Source organism: Ilumatobacter coccineus YM16-304 (assembly GCF_000348785.1).
Lineage (GTDB): Bacteria > Actinomycetota > Acidimicrobiia > Acidimicrobiales > Ilumatobacteraceae > Ilumatobacter_A > Ilumatobacter_A coccineus.
On record NC_020520.1, the window covers coordinates 663,633 to 678,388 of the forward strand.

Annotated in this window: 17 protein-coding genes; 8 read left to right on the forward strand and 9 right to left on the reverse strand. The window is 65.9% G+C overall.

Features of this window, described 5'->3' with window-relative positions:
- The first annotated feature begins 19 nt into the window (after nucleotides 1–19).
- From YM304_RS21865 to YM304_RS25020, 4 genes are read left to right on the forward strand one after another with little or no spacing between them, the layout of a single operon-like run.
- Complete coding sequence (locus tag YM304_RS21865) at nucleotides 20–625, forward strand: aromatic-ring-hydroxylating dioxygenase subunit beta (RefSeq protein WP_015440161.1); 606 nt, start codon at nucleotides 20–22, stop codon at nucleotides 623–625.
- Nucleotides 622–1,929 (forward strand): aromatic ring-hydroxylating oxygenase subunit alpha, encoded by a 1,308-nt coding sequence (locus YM304_RS03035; RefSeq protein WP_015440162.1) that lies wholly within the window; start codon nucleotides 622–624, stop codon nucleotides 1,927–1,929. Before YM304_RS21865 ends, YM304_RS03035 begins: the two co-directional genes overlap by 4 nt.
- Entirely contained in the window at nucleotides 1,922–2,755 is an 834-nt protein-coding gene (locus tag YM304_RS03040) for a phytanoyl-CoA dioxygenase family protein (protein ID WP_015440163.1), read from the forward strand. The genes YM304_RS03035 and YM304_RS03040 overlap by 8 nt, the downstream gene beginning before the upstream one ends.
- Nucleotides 2,742–3,152, forward strand: a complete 411-nt coding sequence (locus tag YM304_RS25020) for an ester cyclase (protein ID WP_015440164.1) — start codon at nucleotides 2,742–2,744, stop codon at nucleotides 3,150–3,152. The genes YM304_RS03040 and YM304_RS25020 overlap by 14 nt, the downstream gene beginning before the upstream one ends.
- 11 nt (nucleotides 3,153–3,163) lie before the next feature.
- Here the strand turns inward: YM304_RS25020 and YM304_RS03050 are convergent, their stop codons facing one another.
- Nucleotides 3,164–3,751, reverse strand: a complete 588-nt coding sequence (locus YM304_RS03050) for a helix-turn-helix domain-containing protein (RefSeq protein WP_015440165.1) — start codon at nucleotides 3,749–3,751, stop codon at nucleotides 3,164–3,166.
- A 40-nt stretch (nucleotides 3,752–3,791) separates the two neighbouring features.
- Between YM304_RS03050 and YM304_RS03055 the strand changes: the two genes are divergently transcribed.
- The 3 genes from YM304_RS03055 to YM304_RS03065 all read left to right on the forward strand — a co-directional run bounded on the left by YM304_RS03055 (nucleotide 3,792) and on the right by YM304_RS03065 (nucleotide 6,594).
- A complete protein-coding gene (locus YM304_RS03055; RefSeq protein WP_015440166.1) occupies nucleotides 3,792–4,781 on the forward strand; it encodes an isopenicillin N synthase family dioxygenase in 990 nt (329 codons plus the stop codon).
- A 162-nt stretch (nucleotides 4,782–4,943) separates the two neighbouring features.
- The gene (locus tag YM304_RS03060; protein ID WP_015440167.1) at nucleotides 4,944–6,287 is read left to right on the forward strand and encodes a class II fumarate hydratase; all 1,344 of its coding nucleotides are present in this window, start codon (nucleotides 4,944–4,946) and stop codon (nucleotides 6,285–6,287) included.
- Nucleotides 6,280–6,594 (forward strand): hypothetical protein, encoded by a 315-nt coding sequence (locus YM304_RS03065; RefSeq protein ID WP_231897622.1) that lies wholly within the window; start codon nucleotides 6,280–6,282, stop codon nucleotides 6,592–6,594. Before YM304_RS03060 ends, YM304_RS03065 begins: the two co-directional genes overlap by 8 nt.
- A 4-nt stretch (nucleotides 6,595–6,598) precedes the next feature.
- Here the strand turns inward: YM304_RS03065 and YM304_RS03070 are convergent, their stop codons facing one another.
- From YM304_RS03070 to YM304_RS03085, 4 genes are all read right to left on the reverse strand, one after another.
- Nucleotides 6,599–6,892 carry a hypothetical protein gene (locus YM304_RS03070; RefSeq protein WP_015440169.1) on the reverse strand — a complete coding sequence of 98 codons (294 nt, stop codon included), beginning with the start codon at nucleotides 6,890–6,892 and terminating at the stop codon, nucleotides 6,599–6,601.
- Nucleotides 6,889–7,791: a phytanoyl-CoA dioxygenase family protein gene (locus YM304_RS03075; RefSeq protein WP_015440170.1), complete on the reverse strand. Its 903-nt coding sequence runs from the start codon at nucleotides 7,789–7,791 to the stop codon at nucleotides 6,889–6,891. The genes YM304_RS03070 and YM304_RS03075 overlap by 4 nt, the downstream gene beginning before the upstream one ends.
- 99 nt (nucleotides 7,792–7,890) lie before the next feature.
- Nucleotides 7,891–8,433 carry a nuclear transport factor 2 family protein gene (locus YM304_RS03080; RefSeq protein ID WP_015440171.1) on the reverse strand — a complete coding sequence of 181 codons (543 nt, stop codon included), beginning with the start codon at nucleotides 8,431–8,433 and terminating at the stop codon, nucleotides 7,891–7,893.
- A 12-nt stretch (nucleotides 8,434–8,445) separates the two neighbouring features.
- On the reverse strand, nucleotides 8,446–9,726 hold the full coding sequence (locus tag YM304_RS03085; protein ID WP_015440172.1) for a cytochrome P450: 1,281 nt from the start codon (nucleotides 9,724–9,726) through the stop codon (nucleotides 8,446–8,448).
- A 67-nt stretch (nucleotides 9,727–9,793) separates the two neighbouring features.
- Here YM304_RS03085 and YM304_RS03090 point away from each other — a divergent pair, with 67 nt between their 5' ends.
- Nucleotides 9,794–10,474, forward strand: coding sequence for a TetR/AcrR family transcriptional regulator (locus tag YM304_RS03090; protein WP_015440173.1), 681 nt, complete (start codon nucleotides 9,794–9,796; stop codon nucleotides 10,472–10,474).
- Here YM304_RS03090 and YM304_RS03095 read toward each other — a convergent pair.
- The 4 genes from YM304_RS03095 to YM304_RS03110 all read right to left on the reverse strand — a co-directional run bounded on the left by YM304_RS03095 (nucleotide 10,468) and on the right by YM304_RS03110 (nucleotide 14,682).
- The gene (locus tag YM304_RS03095) at nucleotides 10,468–11,340 is read right to left on the reverse strand and encodes an LLM class F420-dependent oxidoreductase (RefSeq protein WP_015440174.1); all 873 of its coding nucleotides are present in this window, start codon (nucleotides 11,338–11,340) and stop codon (nucleotides 10,468–10,470) included. The two genes, YM304_RS03090 and YM304_RS03095, sit on opposite strands and share 7 nt — an antisense overlap.
- A 28-nt stretch (nucleotides 11,341–11,368) precedes the next feature.
- On the reverse strand, nucleotides 11,369–12,160 hold the full coding sequence (locus YM304_RS03100; RefSeq protein WP_015440175.1) for an ABC transporter ATP-binding protein: 792 nt from the start codon (nucleotides 12,158–12,160) through the stop codon (nucleotides 11,369–11,371).
- An 18-nt stretch (nucleotides 12,161–12,178) separates the two neighbouring features.
- A complete protein-coding gene (locus YM304_RS03105) occupies nucleotides 12,179–13,531 on the reverse strand; it encodes an ABC transporter substrate-binding protein (RefSeq protein ID WP_015440176.1) in 1,353 nt (450 codons plus the stop codon).
- Nucleotides 13,532–13,608: 77 nt separating this feature from the next.
- Nucleotides 13,609–14,682, reverse strand: coding sequence for a branched-chain amino acid ABC transporter permease (locus YM304_RS03110; RefSeq protein ID WP_015440177.1), 1,074 nt, complete (start codon nucleotides 14,680–14,682; stop codon nucleotides 13,609–13,611).
- Nucleotides 14,683–14,756 lie beyond the last annotated feature (74 nt).

Here is a 14,756-nt window from a genome sequence, read left to right on the forward strand (position 1 = left end):
TTCGAGCAACGACGTACACATGGCCAGTCCGACAATCACCAACTCCCCGACCGATCGGCTCGCCGACGTCGAGCAGCGTTGTGCGCAGCTCGGCTTCCTGGTCGACTCCATCGCCGCGAGGCAGCGCGCCGATCCGGAGGTGTCGGCTCAGGCGGCGGCGATCCTCTTCCACGAAGCGCGACTCCTCGACGCTCAGCGTTACGAGGATTGGTTGGAGAGTTGGGCGGACGACGGCATCTGGTGGGTACCGATCGCACACACGTCGCCCGACGCGAACGCCCAGTCGCTCGCGCTCGACGACGTTCGTCGCCTTCGCGAACGCGTGGCCTGGATGACCGACCCGGCCGCGTGGTCCCAGCACCCGGCGACCCGCGTGGTCCGCTCGGTGAACGCGGTCGAAGCATGGTTCGACGGACCGGATCGTCTTGTCGCTTCGTCCGCGTTGACCCTGAGCAGTGTGCGGCGTGGGAACGTTCGTGTGGTGGCCGGACGTCAGGTCCACGAGTTCGTCGTCGATCGCTCACACCCCTTGGCCTCACCCTTCGGCGACCTGCGACTGCGGAGCAAGGTGATCCTGCTCATCGACTCCGAGATCGGGCAGTCGAACCCGGGGTACCTGCTGTGAGCGCGTCGGTCAGCATCGACGGACTCGTCGAGCCGACGCGGGTGCATCGGCGGCTCTACACCGACCCGGCGATCTTCGAACGGGAGATGGTCGACGTGTTCGGGGGCTCGTGGACATATCTCTGCCACGAGAGTCAGATCGCAGAACCCGACTCGTACCTCACCGTCGACGTCGGCCGTCGATCGACCATCGTCACGCGCAGCCGCGACGGCGTCGTCAGGGCGCTCTTCAATCGGTGTTCCCACCGCGGGACGACGGTCGTCGAAGGCGCAGGCGGCTGTGCCAAGCGATTCACCTGCCCGTATCACGGGTGGTCATTCGCCAACGACGGACGACTACTCGCTGTCCCGTACCCCGACTCGTATGGGCCGTCGTTCGACAAGGCGCAGTTCGGTCTTGGAGGGCTCCGGGTCGAGATCTACCGCGGCTTCGTTTTCGGAACCGTCGATCACGACGGCCCCGATCTGGCCGAGTATCTCGGGGCGGCATCCGGCTGGCTGGACGTCCACATCGATCGCAACCCAGGCGGTGAGCTCGCCGTGCTTCCGGGGCCGATCCGGCAGGAGTATCGCGGCAATTGGAAGCTCGCGTTCGACAATGCGTCGGACGGGCTACACGCCACGTTCGCTCATCGCTCGTACAACCACCTCGGCCGATCAACCGATGTCGAAACCGTCCTCGCACGCGATCCAGCGCAGACCGAGATGTTTGCGAAGGCCTTGGGTCACGGACACATGCTCGTGGATCAGCGGCCAGGACTCGCGTCCGACGCATGGGCGACGATGCGCGCCATGCCGTTCTCCGACGAGCTGATCGCGTCGCTCACCTCGACACTCGGTCCCGATGAAGCACGCGCGCAGCTCGAACTCGCGACGGGCTCGATGGTCAACCTGACGCTGTTCCCGAACATGATCCTCGTCGGCAACCAGCTGATGGTCGTCGAGCCGCTCGCGGTCGATCACACGCGCCTCACGCTCTACCTGCTGGCCGCGCCCCGAGCATCGGACGAGGTGGCACGACTGCGGCCCCGAGTCGAGGAGGACTTCACCAACTTCGGCACACCCGACGATCTCGAGATGTTCGAGCGGGTGCAGCGCGGGCTGCTCGTGCCGGAGATGGAGTGGATCGACACCAGCCGCGGCCACGACGCCGGGTGTGAGTGGATCGATCCCGACGATGGTCTGCTCACCGGCCCGATCACGTCGGAGGCGCCGATGCGCGGCTACCACGCCGAATACCTCCGATTGATGACCGATCGTTCGCCGAGAGTGACGGTTCGCACCGCTGGGGCCAACGATGGATGACGAGGCCTGTTTCGAAGCGTTCGTCAGCGACGGTCACGTCGTGCAACGCAAGGCGCTCGGCGCTCACCAACTCGACATCCTGCGCCGCGAGATAGACGAATGTCGGAGCGCACCGAGTGAGCATCACGCCGTCCTCGGTCGGGTCGGCGACGCGGTGTTCGACAGCGATCTCTTCCGATGGCGAGACCGGCCGGCGATCGGCGATCTGATCGCCGCCGAGCGACTCGTCTCGCAGGCGACACTGCTCCTCGCTTCACCGGTGCTCTTCGTCGAGGACCAGTGGTTCGCCGCGGATCCCGGCTCGGCCACCGGCTCGCCGTGGCATCAGGACGGTCCGTACTACGAGATCGACCGGGCATTCGTCACGTGTTGGATCGCCCTCGATGACGTCGACGCGGCGCACGCTCTCCACGTCATACCCGGAAGCCACCTCGACGGGACTCGCCTCGATGCTGTCGCGTTCGACGCGGATGGCGACACGATCAGCAACGTCTCTCACTCGGACGATCACAGCGATGCATCGACGCTGGCTCTCGCCGTGGAGCGCGCGGTGTCGTACGACATGAGCGCCGGCGATGCGCTGTGGTTCGACGCCGGCACCGTGCATGGCGTGCCGGTCCCTTCGCCAGTCGGCGGCCGCAGATTCAGCCTTCGATATGCGCCGGCCGATGCCCGCCGGCAGACGACCGACCGGCCGGTTGCCGCGTTCTGGAGCACGCTGCCCCACGGTCTCGACGATGGCGACCACCTCTCGGACAGCCCGTGGTTTCCCGTCCTCGACAGTTCCTCATCCCCCGACGAAAGAACCGATCATGCCCAGCAGTGACGACAACAAGAAGATCATCGCCGACCTGGTCGACGCACAGTGGAACCGCCGCGACCTCGACTTCGTCCGGGCCACGTACGCACCTGACGCATCGATCTTCGTCCCCGGCTACGACACCGGCGGCATCGACGATGTGATCGACGACGCCCAGCACTACTTCGATGCGTTCACCGACGTGACGATGTCGGTCGACGATCTCATCGCCGAAGGCGACCGGGTCGTGCTTCGCTGGACCACAGCCGGCCGTCACGTCGGTGACTACTACGGCACTCCGGCGACCGATCGTGTCATCGCGATGCAGGGAGTCGACGTGTTCCGTCTCGATGGCGGGCTGATCGTCGAAGCGTGGAGTCTTTGGGACGCCGCCTCGGTCGACAAGCAGTTGGCTGGAGAATGACGGCCTCGCCGTCAGGAGTCCTGGCCGGTGATCACGTGTACGAAGCGAGTTCGAACGGGTCCGTCCTGCTTCCAGCGATGCCGCATGTGGCTCGGGTAGCGGATGCTGTCGCCGGCACGCAGGTGATGGGGTGGAGCGTCCTCGATCTCCACGATCAAACCGCCCTCGAGTACGTTGATGAACTCGACGCCCTTCGACTCGTAGAAACCGCCGAGCTCGTCGCCCGGTTCGGCGAGGTACTCCGACACCGTCATGACCGAACCGTCGATGAGGGCACGACGATGCGCCGAGTGCTCGTCGTCGGTGACCCGATACATCGGTGTCTCGGTGGATCGGATGACATCGACCACGTCGGGAACGTCGTCTGCGAGCAGCATCTCGGGAGTGACGCCATAGAGTTCGGCGAGGGTGAACATCGTCGTGAGACTCGGGGCCGCCTGGCCTCGTTCGATCTGACTGAGGAAGGGCTGGGAGATGCCGGTCCGGGCCGCCACCTCACGCATCGTCAGCCCATGTGTCCGACGAGAAGCTCTCAGCCGAGTGCCCAGCTGCTCCAAACGCGGAGCTCTCTCACGCTCCGCCGCGCCGTCGATCGTCATCGTCGTTCAACGTACCGCCCTTACACCGTCAGGAGGAGAAATGGCCCACACGGCCGACCATGATGAGCATCTGCCCGCGATCCCGGTGATCGATCTGCAGCGGTGGCGCGATGGCGACCCGTCGGTCGCTGCCACCGTCGACGACGCGCTCCGCACCGTGGGCTTCGTGATGCTCGCCGGCCACGGCGTCGATCAGGGGCTCATCGACGGCACCCGCTCGGCTGGCTACGCGTTCTTCCACGGACCCGACGAGGCGAAGGCGTCGGTAGCGGTGACCCCCGACGCGTATCGCGGCTGGGTGGGGTCGGGCACGCAGTCGAACGCAGCCACCTACGGGATCGAGACCTTGCCCGATCTCAAGGAGAGCTACATCGTCGGGCCGACGGCACCCGCCGACGTCGAACTCAGCCCGGCAGGAGAGCAGTGGTTTCTGCCGAACCGGTGGCCCGCCGCTCCGGCGGATCTTCGAACGTGGACCGAGCGATACCACGCAGCGATGGCTGGGCTGGCCGAAGAAGTCCTCACGTTGTTCGCCGAAGCGCTCGGTCTCGAAGCTGACGCGTTGACCAGCTTCTGCGCGACGCCGACGTCGAGCATCAACCTGAACTGGTATCCCAGTCACACCGTCACGCCCTCGGCGCCCGTCGGACAGTTTCGAGTGGGTCCACACACCGACTTCGGCACCATCACCTTGCTCGATCGCGAGCCGGGCGCGGGTGGGCTCCAGGTGCAACGCCTCGATGGCGAGTGGGTGGATGCTCCGTGGGTTCCCGGAACCTTCACGGTCAACATCGGCGACCTCATGAGTCACTGGACGAACGGTCGCTGGCGGTCGACACGCCACCGAGTGCTCCCGCCACCGATCGACGTTCCGTCCGAAGAATTGCTCTCGCTCGTGTTCTTCCACGGGGCCGACCACGACGCAGTGGTGGTCCCGTTCGACGTCGGGGGAAGCGGGGTCGTCGATCGCAGCCCGGTGCTCGCCGGGGAGTACGTCGCGGCGAAAGTCGCCGCGCTCGCGGTCGACTGAGCGTCGACCCCGCACACCGCTGATGTGCGTGGTCGTCCCGGCGTCTCGAACCGTCGTGAAATACCCTTGCGGCGCTCGTGCCGCGCCAATGGCTCGGCGACAGCCTCGTACGGTGGGGAGTGATCCACACACGAGCGGCGAACAGCCGAGCGAGGAGCAGCGATGGTCGAGTACTGGGGCAACGAGACACGTAAGGCGATCGAGAACTTTCCGATCTCGGGTGAACGCGTGCCGGCATCGGTCATCCGGTGGCTGGGACGGATCAAGTCGGCTGCGGCGACCGCCAACGCCGAACTGGGCGTGCTCGATGCCGAGTTGGCCGCTCGGGTCGCGACCGCGGCCGACGAGATCGGTGCAGGCGAACACGCCGACCAGTTCCCGATCGACATCTTCCAGACTGGCTCGGGCACGTCGACGAACATGAACGTCAACGAAGTCATCGCGCACCTCGCCGGCGACGACGTCCACCCGAACGATCACGTCAACCTCGGTCAGAGCTCGAACGACGTGTTTCCGACCGCGGTGCATCTGGCCGCGCTCGACATGGCGACCACCACGCTCGCTCCGGCGCTGCGATCACTCGAACGCTCGTTGGCCGGAAAGGCGGCCGAGTTCGCCGATCTGGCCAAGGCCGGACGCACGCACCTGATGGACGCCGTACCGATCACGCTCGGCGAAGAGTTCGGGGCCTTCGCTCACCAGGTGGGTCTCGGCATCGACCGCGTCGAGTCGTGTCTGCAACGGGTGGCAGCGGTTCCGCTCGGTGGCACCGCCGTCGGCAACGGGTTGAACACACACCCCGACTTCGCCCGCCGCGTGCGTGAGCTCATCGCCGAGCGAACCGGCGTCGAGGTCGTCGAGCCCGGCGATCGTTTCGAAGCGCAGGCAAGCCGCGATTCGCTCGTCGAACTGTCGGGTGCCCTCAAGGTCGTCGCCGTCTCGCTCACCAAGATCGCGAACGACATCGCGCTCCTCGCGAGCGGCCCGCGGGCCGGGCTCGGCGAGATCACGTTGCCGGCATTGCAGAAGGGGTCGTCGATCATGCCGGGCAAGGTCAACCCGGTGCTCGCCGAGGTGGTGCTGCAGGTCGCTGCGCAGGTCATCGGCAACGACACGGCCATCACCATCGGCGGTATGCAGGGCAACTTCCAGCTCAATGTTCGGATCCCGCTGATCGCGCGCAACCTCCTGGGTTCGATGGAGATCCTCGCGTCGACGTCGATCGTCTTCGCCGAGAACTGCGTCGCCGGAATCGTCGCGAACCATGATCGGTTGGCGTGGTTGGCCGACCACACGCTGGCATCGGCGACGGCGCTCAATCCGATCGTCGGCTACGACGTCGCGGGCGCCATCGTGCAACTCGCGGACCGCGACGGGTTGTCGTTGCGCGACGCGGCCCGAACGTTCGATGTCGACGAGGAGGTCATCGCCGACGTTCTCGACGCTCGCAAGATCGCCCGCGGCAACCGGGTCGACGACAACGGATACGGTGCGCCACATGACTGACGGCACGGAGATGGAGACGTTGAGCCAGGCCACGACCCGTCTGTCGAAGGCCGGCTACGTCGAGAACTACACCGCACGCGACGGGCACCTTGCGTGCGGCAAGTGCGGTGCTTCCTACGACCCGGCGACGGTGACGATCGACGAGATCGTGCGCTTCGAAGGGCAGAGCAATCCGGACGACGAGGCGGTGGCGTACGCGATCGATGCCGGATGCGGCCATCGCGGCCTCTACGTGTCGGCGTACGGTCCCGATGCGACGGCCGACGACATCGCCGTGGTCGCAGCCCTTCCCGACGCTCGGCCCTGACCGGTCAGGACGGGGCGACGTCGACGCGCCGCTCGAACACGAACTCGTACTCGAGATAGGCGTTGGCGTACTCCTGGCCCGGCGCCGGTGGAATCAGCTGGGCCGACTGCAACAGCATCCAGCCGTCGCGCAACGCGGCGACCCCGCTGGAGTACGGCGGTCGTCCGGGCTGCTCCGATTCGGGCAGCTGCGGTCCGGCTCCGTCGCTGCCGTCGTGGAACGCCCAACCCACCACGCTCTCGTCGAGCGCCGAGCCCTGCAACCACAGGTAGAGGACCTGCTGCCGCGTGGTCGTCATGCGTCGTTCCCGATCAGGTCGGCGCGACCTTCGAGACGTGACAGGTAGTAGTCGACGTCGAACTCGTCGTCACCGCTCAGATACCGCCACAACCGGGCGCGCTGCATCTGGTCGTTGCGGTAGTCGGTGATCCCCATCCACGGGTGCCACGTCCGGAAGATCTCGGCGACGCTGCCCGGCTGCATACGGGCGAAGACGTGGTCGCTCGGCGGATTCTGCACCTCGTCGAGGTCGTCGGTGTTCCACTGCCGAACCTGCGGTGCGGTTGGGTTGAGTCGCACCTTGTAGAGCCAGCGGTCGTTGGCCCCCGGGTTGGGTTGGCCCGCATGCCAGAGCCCGTGGTGGAAGACGAACACGCTGCCCGCTTCGCACGACACCTGCTGCTCGCCGACGATGTTCTGATAGCGACTGAGACCCGACGACCGAACCCGTGACAGGTGGCTGCCGGGAAGAAACCGGGTGCCGCCTTCGCCGGGAGCGACGGCGCTCGGGTACCAGAACAGCTGCACGTCGAACGTCGGGTCGGGCGAGTCGGTCACCGCGTCGACGTGGAGCGGCTGGACGTAGGTGCCGCCGCCCGGGATGTAGTGAACCCAGTCGTGATCGAACACCGGGTCGGTCCCGACCATCGACTCGATGATCCCGCGGATCTGCGGCAGTCGGAGGTACTCGCCGATCGCCGACGGAAGCGGATAACACTCGTCGAGTGGTGTGCGTGAGTGCGGCGGCTTCATCCCGTCGGGGAGCAGCCGCTCGGCGTTGAGCCGTTCGATCTCCTCGATCGCTCGGCGGTTGATGTCGTCGGGCACGATCGCGTCGAACCGCAGGAATCCGTTGGCCACGAACTGGGCCATCTGGCGCGTCGACAATCGATGGTCGCTCGCTGTGGAAAGTGTCATTAAGATCCCCCCTGATCGTGACGCCCGTCATCGTAGGCGGCACCGTCGGCCCGGTCGGACACGGACGTCGCCCGCTCGACGAGCGTCGCTGTCAGGGGGTCACGTCGACGCGTCGACGCGGTAGCCGAGTTCGAGATCCCACGAGTGGTACGAGAGATCGTGCTGGTCGCGGCGGCCGGCGAGTCGATGCTGGATCGGCATCCTGGTCGACCCCAGCGCCCTCGACCAGTCGGTCACACAGGTTCGGTGGGCGATGCGCCACACCCCGTCGCGACGTTCGAAGCGGTCGACGTATCGACCGCAGTGGAGTTCGTCGGACGCTCCGTCGCCGTCGTGGTATCGGTACCAACCGTTCCAGTGGCATTCGGAGGTGGCGCGATCGCCGCGCACGTCGACCAGTGGATTCGTGATGTCGTGCTGCGTCGACACCCACGCACCGACGTGCCCCATCACCCACGGTACGAACTCGTCGACGGGTCCGGCGAAGAGACCGTGATCGTCGGTGGCATCGGGGTGGAAGCAGGTCGCGAGTCGATCGGCGTCGAGCCGGTCGACAGCGGCGGCGTATCGATACAGCACCTCGGTGATCTCCTGGACGTCGAGCAGCCGCTCCATACGTGCGTTGGTCGCTTCATCGGTCATGAGTGATCCCCTTCATTCGGTGGTCGATCCGGATCGGCGGTTCGGTTCGCCCTCGGTATCCGGTCGGTCCCATGCGACGGGCAGCGAGCGACGGCCCCACAGGTAGAACGGCGCGACTCGCTCGTGCTCGCCATCGAACCGGAGCCCGGGCAACCCCGAGACGATTGCCCGGAGTGCCTCGCGCGCTTCGAGTCTGGCAAGTGGAGCACCGAGACAGAAGTGGGGTCCGGCTCCGAAGCCGACGTGCCGACGAGCCTCCTGCGGCGGCCGATCCAGCGAGAAGACGTCGGGCTCATCGAACTCGGCGTCGTCGTGGTTCGCCGAAGCGTAGAGCAGCATCACCTTCGCGTCTTCCGGAATCTCGACGCCGTGCTTCTCGATCGGGCACGTGGTCGTGCGGAAGAGTCCGAGCACCGGTGCGTCGAAACGGAGGCTCTCTTCGATCACGACGTCGATCAGACTCAGATCGGCGCGCACGCGCTGGAGGAGGTCTGGTTGCTCCAGCAGTCGCACGACGGCGTTGGTGATCAATGACGTCGTCGTTTCGTTGCCGCCGACGAGGAGTTGAACGATGACGCCGAAGATCTCCGCCGATGAGAGCGAGGCGTCTTCGTCTTCAGCCGTGACCAGCGCGCTGATCAGATCATCGGAGAGGTCGTCGTCACGCTCCAACGCGTCGCGCCGGGCTTCGATGTGCTCGTCGAGGTACGCCCTGAGGTCGCGCCAAACGGAACGGTGTGTCTCTCGATCGGTGGCGACGAGATCGGCGGCCAGCGCGTCGGACCACTCCTTGAATCGGCTGTGATCGTCGGGCGGGATGCCGAGCATCGTCGCGATCGTGATCGTCGGCAGCGGAGAGGCGAACTCGGCGTGTAGGTCGCCGCGCCCAGCGCCGACGAGTCTGGCGAGAAGATCGTCGGCAAGACCGGCGACGAACGGCTCCATGTCGGCGACGGCACGCGGTGTGAATGCTCGCTGCAACAGTCGCCGGAACGCTGTGTGGGCCGGCGGATCGCTGAAAAGTCCGCCTTCCGGAGTGTGACGCGGTCCCTGACCGTGGCGACTCGAGAAGGTCTCGGTATCGCGAAGCGCCGAAACGACGTCGTCGTATCTCGACAGCGTGAAAAAGGGAGGGTCGAAGGCGTCGAACCGGTGCACCGGGCATCCCTCACGGAGTCGGCGATGGGTCCCGATCGGGTCGGCCAACGTCTGTTCGTCGAACGGGTTGTACTCGACCGATGTACTGTCAGGAACAGCGACGACATCATCGGATTCGCGGTCGAAGTCAGACATCGGAATCTCCTAATAGATAACGCGTACTATCATCCGAGCGACGAGCGTTGCCCACGCTCTCGCCGCCATGACTGATCGACGCCGTTCCCCGCTTCCCGAGACCCCGTTGCCGACCGCGCCGCAGCGCCGTCGAGGTCGGCCACGAAAGGACTCGCGGCAACCTGGCGAACCCGAGATGCGGGAGGCGATCCTCCGATCGGCGGCGTTGCACTTCGCCACACGTGGGTATGACAACGCCTCGCTGGCGAACATCGCGGCGGGGGCCAATGCGACCACGGGGGCGATCTACGCTCACTTCAGAGGCAAGCCCGAACTGCTCGTCGAAGTCATCCGGGAAACGCTTGCGTTCCTCTCGTACGAGTCGCGTGACAGTGTCGCCGACGGCCCAGCCTCGCTCGAAGGGTACGTGCGTTGGCTGTTGCACGTCGACCGCCGTACCACCCGGCAGCTGATCAGCGAGGTGTACACGACCGCCGACCGAGTGCCGAAGGTCTTCGAGATGGTCAAGAACTACGCCGAAGGCGAGACGAAGGCAGTCGCCGCCATGATCACCCGGTGGGCGGAGGAAGGTCTGTGCGATCCACCGGCCGATCCGTTGCTCGTCGCACATCAGTTCTTCGTCGAGATCCTCGGCCTCTGTCGGATCGACAGCTTCGGTCCCGAGCTGCTCGACGACAAGGGGTGGCGGGAACTGGTGCTCACACGTGTTCGCCAGTTGCTCGGCGTGAATCCGCACGTCCATCAGTAGCCACGCTCCGCGAGCGGGGCGGCGACTCGCTCCCAGTAGGCCTCGAGTCGAGGTCCGACGTCGTCGGCGCGGGCCGGGGGAATGACGTTGAGCCGTGACACTCCCAACTCGGCGAGTCGACATGCCGAGTCGACATCGCGTACCCGCGAGCAGGTCACTTCGATGGCATCGGGATCGCGTCCAGCCGCGACGGCGGCCCCGCGCATCACGCCGATCAGGTGAGCGATGTCGTCGATGTCGGATGGAGCGGGGATGAATCCGTCGGCCAACCGACCGGCGCGTTTCGCCACCGCTTCGCTGTGTCCGCCGAGCACGATCGGGGGCCCGGCCGGGCTCGACGGCTTCGGGAAGCTGCGAACTCGATCAAGATCGTAGAACTCGCCCCGGTACGTGGCTTGTGCGTCGCTCCAGAGCGCTCGCATCACGGCAATCTGTTCCTCGCTGCGGACGCCGCGTCGGTCCCAGGGCGCGTCGAGCAACTCGGCCTCCTCGCGGAGCCAACCGACGCCGAGCCCGAGGATCACGCGTCCGCTCGACAGGAGGTCGAGAGTGGCGACGGCCTTCGCGAGCCGTACCGGATGGTTGAGCGGAAGTACCAGCACGCCGGTCGCGAGCTTGACCGCGTCGGTCACGGCGGCGACGTAGGCCATCCACACCAGTGGATCGGACATGACGAGGTCATTGCCGCCGGGCATCTCACCGTCGTCGGTGTACGGGTAGGGCGAATCGAAACCGCCCGGAATGGCAACGTGCTCGACGGTCCAGATCGATTCGTAGCCGAGTTGCTCGACCAGTTGAGCGAACCGTTTCGCCTCCGCCGGATGTGCACGCTCGCCAGTGTTTGACGACACCACGCCGAACTTCATGATGGAACCTTCTTGGTCGGGGTACGCATCAGCTCAACCAGCGCTTGCGACGTCGGTAGTGCTTCACTGCAGCGAAGTTGCGACGCGTACCGCTGTCGCCGACCCCGAGGTAGAACTCGCGGATCTCGCTGTCTGATCTGAGGTCTTCGGCGGCCTTGTCGAGCACCACGCGACCGTCTTCGAGGACGTATCCGTGGTCGGCCACCGACAGGGCCATGCGGGCGTTCTGCTCGACGAGCAACACCGAGGTGCCCTCGGCGTTGATCTCCGCGACCACGTCGCGAACTCGTTCGACGTAGCGTGGCGCCAGGCCCAGTGACGGTTCGTCGAGCACGAGGAGCGACGGTTCGCTCATCAACGCCCGACCGATCGCAACCATCTGCTGCTCCCCACCGGACAAGTACCCGGTGTGTACGTTGCGTCGATCGACGAGTTGCGGGAAGAGCGAGTACACGCGGTCGAGGTTGCGGCGAACCGCATCTCGACCCGACCGCGTGAACGCGCCGACCAGCAAGCTCTCCTCGACGGTGAGCTCGATGAACATTCGACGGCCTTCCAACACTTGGCCGACACCTCGCCGGACGATGCTCGCAGCGCGTGCACCGACCAGCGAGACGCCGTCCAACTCGATCTCACCCTTGGTGACCTTGGCGTCGTGGTCGTCGAGCAACCCACCGACGGCGCGCAGCACCGTGGTCTTGCCGGCGCCGTTGGCGCCCAGCAGGGCGACCACTTTGCCCGCCGGCACATCGAGGCTGACGCCGCGCAGTGCCACGATTGCGTCGTCGTAGACGACTTCGAGATTCTTGATCGAGAGCATCGGGGCCGTTTCTCCGAATCAGTCGCGCAGGCCGACGGCGGCGGCTGCGGGTCCTTCGAAGAAGTCGGTGATGGGCGTGAAGTTGCCCGGTGAATCATCGACGGCACACATCTGCGACGCCCGGTACGGAATTCGGTCGACGGGGTCCGTGCCGAACGAGATCGGTGTCGTGAAGCCCTGAGTGTCGAGATCGACGATCTGTGTCGACGCTTCGACCAGGCCTTCGGGTGTCAGGTCCCCGTTCGCCACCGCTTGCTCGATGATCCCGTGCAGCACGAGGGCTTGGAGGTAGCCGTACTGGAACGAGTTGTCGGGCTGTTGGTCCGGAGCGAATTCGGCGAGCGCGGCGTTGAGGTTGGTCATGCCTTCGATGTCGGAGGTCCACACAGCGATCCCGCAGGTCGTGATGAACTGCGACTTCCAGGCGTCGGCCGTCGCGGTCTGGAGGAGCGCTCCAGTGAACGACGAGCCGGCTCCGACGAAGGTGGCGTCGTAGCCACTTGCTGCGGCTGCACCAATGACCACGTTGGCCGCGCCGGGGCCGACACCCATGATCACGTACTCGGCGCCAGCGTTGCGCATGGCCTGCACCTGACCGTCGGCCGAGGTGTCGGCAGCGCCCATCGAGGCTTCGGCGACGATTTCGAACCCGTAGGTCTCCGCTGCAACTTCGAGGCCGTAGATGTGGTCGGCACCGAGGTCGTCGGCCTGAGCGATGATGCCGATGGCCGGTGCCTCGCCGTCGCCGAGATCGTTGACGATGTACTCCACCGCGTTTGCGACCTCGATGCTGACTGGTGTGCTGACCAGTGCGATGTTTTGGTCGGTCAGGAAACCGGAGTCCTTCGACCCTGGGATGATGACCATCGAGTCCTCTGAAGCCAGCGCTCGGATGGCACCGACGATCGGTGTGCCGAACACCTGCATCGCGAGGACGTCAGGGCCGATCTGCTGATAGGTCTGCACCGCGACCTGACCGTCGTAGCGAGTGTCGCCGGCGATCACCTCGACCTGTCGACCGGCAATACCACCCTCGGCATTGACCGCATCGAAGTACGTCTCGAAACCGAGTGCGATCGGTCGACCTGCGGAGGCCACGGGGCCGGACAGGTCGCTGAGTGCGGCAAGCTTGATCGTGTCGTCGCTGACACCACGACCGGTGGCCAGCTCGGCTGGTGCTTCCGCTGGTTCTTCGGTCGTCTCGGCCGCGTCTGCCGGCTCATCTGCGTCGGCGGAGTCGTCGGCTGCTGCCGGCGCTTCGCTGGTGACCGATTCGGCGTCGGAATCTCCATCGCTGCCGCATGACGCGGCGACGGTGGCGAATGCTGCGACGAGCGCAACGGCTCGCCACGTTGTTGTGTTCTTTCTCACGGGGTCCTCCTCAAGTTGGTGTTCATGTGTGTTGTCTTCGGGGGGTGCCCCGTCGAGGGTCGACGGGGCGATCTGTGTCAGTAGCGGAACGGCCAGCTCCGCAGGTAGGCCTTCACCCGCCGCCAGATACCGGTGATTCCGGCCGGCTCGAAGATGAGGAACCCGATCACCACCGCGCCGTAGATCACACTCGAGAGCAGCTCGGGGGTGAGCCCGCGCTGCGATGCGAGATCGGTGGTGACGAAGGGGAGCCCATGCCCCCATTCATCGATCACGCGAGGGATCGCCGTGATGAAGAGTGCGCCGAGAATGCCGCCCGACACGGAGCCGAGTCCGCCGACGACGGCCATGGCGAGGTACTGGACGGCCAGCAAGAGGCCGAACGTGGCCGGATTGACGAAGCGGATGTACGAGCCGTAGAACGCACCAGCCATGCCGCCGATGAACGCCGACAGCACGAACGCCTGCGTCTTCACTCGGGAGACGTGGATGCCGATCGTGGACGCAGCGATGTCTTGATCACGGACCGAGTTGAACGCTCGGCCGATGCGCGTTCGCTGCAGGTTGCGGATCGCGAGTGCGATCACGGCGACCGAGGCAGCGAGCACGACGAACCACTTCTGATCCGAGGTGAGGTCGATGCCGAGCCACGTTGCGTCCTCCGACATCTTCGTACCGAAGAGCGAAGGCGACGAGATTGCACGGCCTGCGCCGCCGCCGGTGATGCCATCGAGGTTGAGAAGGAGATGCTGGCCGACGAAGACGAGGGCGAGTGTCGAGAACGCGAGGTACAGACCGCGCAATCGCAGGGCGAGCGGCCCGACAAGGAGACTGAATGCAGCGGCGATCACTCCGCCTGCGATGACGACGGCCGGGAACGGCCAACCGTGGTCGGTACCGAGCCAACCGGCGGTGTACGCACCTGCGCCGACGAACACGGCGTGGCCGAGCGAGATCTGGCCGGCATCGCCCGACACCACGTTGAGCCCGATCACCGCGATCGCGGCGATCGCCGCGAAGTTCGCCACCGACAGCCAGTAGTCGCCGAGCCAGAACATCGCCCAGGCGGCGAAGGCCATCAGCAAGATGGCGCCGCCGCGAAGGAACGGCGTGCTGAAGATGCGGAGTTCGACGTCGTAGTCGTTGGCCAATGGGGGCCGCAGTGGCGACCGCAGTCGACGAGCGCTCGACTTCTTGCGAGTGCCGGTTCTGGGTGTCGCTCTGG

What these genes read in the sequence shown, in the direction of transcription:
- YM304_RS21865 (WP_015440161.1), top strand. Translation starts at nt 20, where the DNA reads ATGGCCAGTCCGACAATCACCAACTCCCCGACCGATCGGCTCGCCGAC.
- YM304_RS03040 (WP_015440163.1), top strand. Translation starts at nt 1,922, where the DNA reads ATGGATGACGAGGCCTGTTTCGAAGCGTTCGTCAGCGACGGTCACGTC.
- YM304_RS25020 (WP_015440164.1), top strand. Translation starts at nt 2,742, where the DNA reads ATGCCCAGCAGTGACGACAACAAGAAGATCATCGCCGACCTGGTCGAC.
- YM304_RS03050 (WP_015440165.1), bottom strand. Translation starts at nt 3,751, where the DNA reads ATGACGATCGACGGCGCGGCGGAGCGTGAGAGAGCTCCGCGTTTGGAG.
- YM304_RS03055 (WP_015440166.1), top strand. Translation starts at nt 3,792, where the DNA reads ATGGCCCACACGGCCGACCATGATGAGCATCTGCCCGCGATCCCGGTG.
- YM304_RS03060 (WP_015440167.1), top strand. Translation starts at nt 4,944, where the DNA reads ATGGTCGAGTACTGGGGCAACGAGACACGTAAGGCGATCGAGAACTTT.
- YM304_RS03065 (WP_231897622.1), top strand. Translation starts at nt 6,280, where the DNA reads ATGACTGACGGCACGGAGATGGAGACGTTGAGCCAGGCCACGACCCGT.
- YM304_RS03070 (WP_015440169.1), bottom strand. Translation starts at nt 6,892, where the DNA reads ATGACGACCACGCGGCAGCAGGTCCTCTACCTGTGGTTGCAGGGCTCG.
- YM304_RS03075 (WP_015440170.1), bottom strand. Translation starts at nt 7,791, where the DNA reads ATGACACTTTCCACAGCGAGCGACCATCGATTGTCGACGCGCCAGATG.
- YM304_RS03080 (WP_015440171.1), bottom strand. Translation starts at nt 8,433, where the DNA reads ATGACCGATGAAGCGACCAACGCACGTATGGAGCGGCTGCTCGACGTC.
- YM304_RS03085 (WP_015440172.1), bottom strand. Translation starts at nt 9,726, where the DNA reads ATGTCTGACTTCGACCGCGAATCCGATGATGTCGTCGCTGTTCCTGAC.
- YM304_RS03090 (WP_015440173.1), top strand. Translation starts at nt 9,794, where the DNA reads ATGACTGATCGACGCCGTTCCCCGCTTCCCGAGACCCCGTTGCCGACC.
- YM304_RS03095 (WP_015440174.1), bottom strand. Translation starts at nt 11,340, where the DNA reads ATGAAGTTCGGCGTGGTGTCGTCAAACACTGGCGAGCGTGCACATCCG.
- YM304_RS03100 (WP_015440175.1), bottom strand. Translation starts at nt 12,160, where the DNA reads ATGCTCTCGATCAAGAATCTCGAAGTCGTCTACGACGACGCAATCGTG.